Below are 2,387 nucleotides of genomic sequence, written 5' to 3' on the forward strand. Positions count from 1 at the left end.
CCGCCACCGCCGTCGAGTACGGCGATCCCGATGCCGGCCGGGTTGTCGACGGTGCAGCGCCGCACGGTGGGGCGGGCGCCGCCGCGCACCTCGATGCCGGACGCGGAGCGCGTGACGATCCGCAGATCGGTCAACTCCGGTGCCCCGTCCTCGACAAGGAGCGCGGGCGCGGCCGAGTCCTGGCCCTCGACATGCAGGTCCTGGACCACCGCCGAGGCACGGACGGTCAACGGCACGCCGTCCAGGGGCGCGATGCGCACCGAGCCGGGTGAACCCTCGGGGCCGCGCAGGGTCACCGACCGCTGCACGACGAGGTTTTCCCGGTAGGTGCCGGGAGCGACGGTCAGTACGTCGCCCTCGGCCGCGGCCTCCAGGGCGGCGGCGAGCGACGCGTACTCACCTGTGCGGCGCCGCCACCGCGATGTACCGGTGTGCGTCACCTGGACCGTGCCCTGTGCCATGGCGCTGCTGTGCCCCCACCTCGTGATACGCGGGTTGATGCCGAAGCCTTCGCCGGTCCACCGTAGCGTGCGTGCGGGCGGTGGGTTGACCAGAGCCGGAAGGCTGTCAGCTGCCGGTGCCGGTCCGGCCCCAGTCCGGGCCCGCCCGCTCCCATGCCCGGTCCCAACGCGCGTACCTGCGGCGGACCATGCGCCACAGCACGAACCGCCGGCCGCTGTCGACGAGCCCGGCGGTCAGCAGCGCCGCACCGAACCCGGCGAGCACGGCGTGCGTCGTCGCCGTGGCCGAGTCCAGCGGGCGGGCCACTATGCGGCCGTGCCGGTCCGTCCAGACCTTGAAGTGGTCGCCCGTGTGCGGGGTGTTGAGGTTCGCCATCACCGCGCCGTGCTGGGCGGTGCCGTCCGGTGCGGTCCAGTCGGCGAGGACCCGGCTGCGGACGTCCCGCGCGGTGGCCGAGTCGGGGTCGGGGTCCAGCTCGGCACCCTTCAGCTTCTTGACCACCGTGGCCGTCACGACGTGCCGGTCCGCGCGCTGCTCGCGCACCGACCGCTGCAGGGTGTCCTGCGCGACGGCACCGACGAGCGAACCGATCAAGGGCGCGGCGACCAGGACCAGCAGCAGGACCACGAGGGCCAGCCAGGCTTCGACCAGATCGGTCGCGCGACGCAGCGGATTGTGCCGCCAGCGCCACAGACCCCTGATTGCTCCCACCGTCCCGCACCCCCTTCCCGCTCCGTGATAACCCGAGGCACAGCCCTCCACGCGAGACCACTGTCGAAGAGAGAGCGAAATCACCTCTCCCAGGGCCTCTCATGAACTTCTCACGGGATCTCAACGACCGGGCCCACGGGGAGGGTTCCCGACCCGAACCCCCATCGGCGGATCTCCGCCTACGCGAGAATCCGGACCGGATCACCGACGCGGATCGTGCCGGTGGACAGGGGCACCAGGTTCTGCCCGAAGATGAGCCTGCCGCCGATACGGCGGTGCCGGGCCAGGGTGCGCAGCGGTTCCCTGCCGCGCTCGGCGGTGCCCTGGTCGGTGGTGGTCACCACGCAGCGCCCGCACATCTTCGCGACCCGGAAGGTGACCTCGCCGATCGCGAGGCGCGACCAGGCGTCCTCGGCCCAGGCCGCCGTACCCGCCACGACCGCGTTGGGCCGGAACCGGTTCATGGGCAGTGGCCCCTCGGCGGGCTGATCGCCTTGCGCGACAAGGGAATTGAGGGCGTCGAGGGAGGCCTCGGAGGTCAGCAGCAGCGGATAGCCGTCGGCGAAGCCGACCGTCTCACCGGGAAGTCCGTACTCAGGGTCGACGGGGCGGCGCGTGGCGGGATCGTCCATGTGGACGAGACGGACCCCGAACCCCAGATACGCGCCGCACCACAGGCGCGCGGCGTCCGGGGCAGGCACCGCGTCCACCTTGGTGCCGAAGATCTCCATCGCCACGGTGGTGACCGGCTCCGGAACGGGCACGGTCAGCGGGTCGAGGCCGGGCGCGGACAGACGAACACCGCCGCCGGGCAGAAGCTCGGCGGCGGCCAGTGCGAGACGCGGGTGCTCGCGTTGCGTGACGACCTTTCCCCCGTCGTCGATCAGCGCCCAGCGTCGGTCACCGGCCAGCCCCCAAGGCTCCACCTGAGCCTCCCGGGGAGAGAAGCCCCGGAGCGCTTTGACCGGATGAACGTGGATCGACCGCAGTTCCGCATTCCCCATCACTCCATCGTGCCAGGAGGCACCGACAGCGCAGGATGCGGATCAGTAACCGCGGTACTGCTGGTTGTTGCTGTACGGGTCCTGCTGGTAGGGCGCCGGGGCCGGGCGGGGAGCCGCCGGACGCATCGCCTCGTAGCCGGCCGGAGCCGCCATCGGACGCGGCTGCTGTTGCTGCTGGCCGTAGCCGCGCGGCGGGGCCTGCTGCGGGAT

The 2,387-nt window shown here is 72.2% G+C and carries 3 protein-coding genes and 1 pseudogene; all 4 read right to left on the minus strand.

The annotated features are described in order from the left end of the window. Window positions 1-461, minus strand: a pseudogene (locus tag R6V09_RS51015) (right-handed parallel beta-helix repeat-containing protein); the annotation flags it as partial. Between the two features lie 106 nt (window positions 462-567). After that, complete coding sequence (locus R6V09_RS51020) at window positions 568-1,173, minus strand: Rv1733c family protein (protein WP_317888231.1); 606 nt, start codon at window positions 1,171-1,173, stop codon at window positions 568-570. Between the two features lie 179 nt (window positions 1,174-1,352). Further along, window positions 1,353-2,177 (minus strand): MOSC domain-containing protein, encoded by an 825-nt coding sequence (locus R6V09_RS51025; RefSeq protein ID WP_317888232.1) that lies wholly within the window; start codon window positions 2,175-2,177, stop codon window positions 1,353-1,355. Between the two features lie 42 nt (window positions 2,178-2,219). Continuing rightward, window positions 2,220-2,387 (minus strand): DUF6643 family protein (locus R6V09_RS51030; protein WP_317888233.1); only part of this gene is annotated, 168 nt, incomplete at its 5' end.

Origin of the sequence: Streptomyces sp. W16 (genome assembly GCF_033194735.1) — a bacterium.
Taxonomy (GTDB): Bacteria; Actinomycetota; Actinomycetes; order Streptomycetales; family Streptomycetaceae; genus Streptomyces.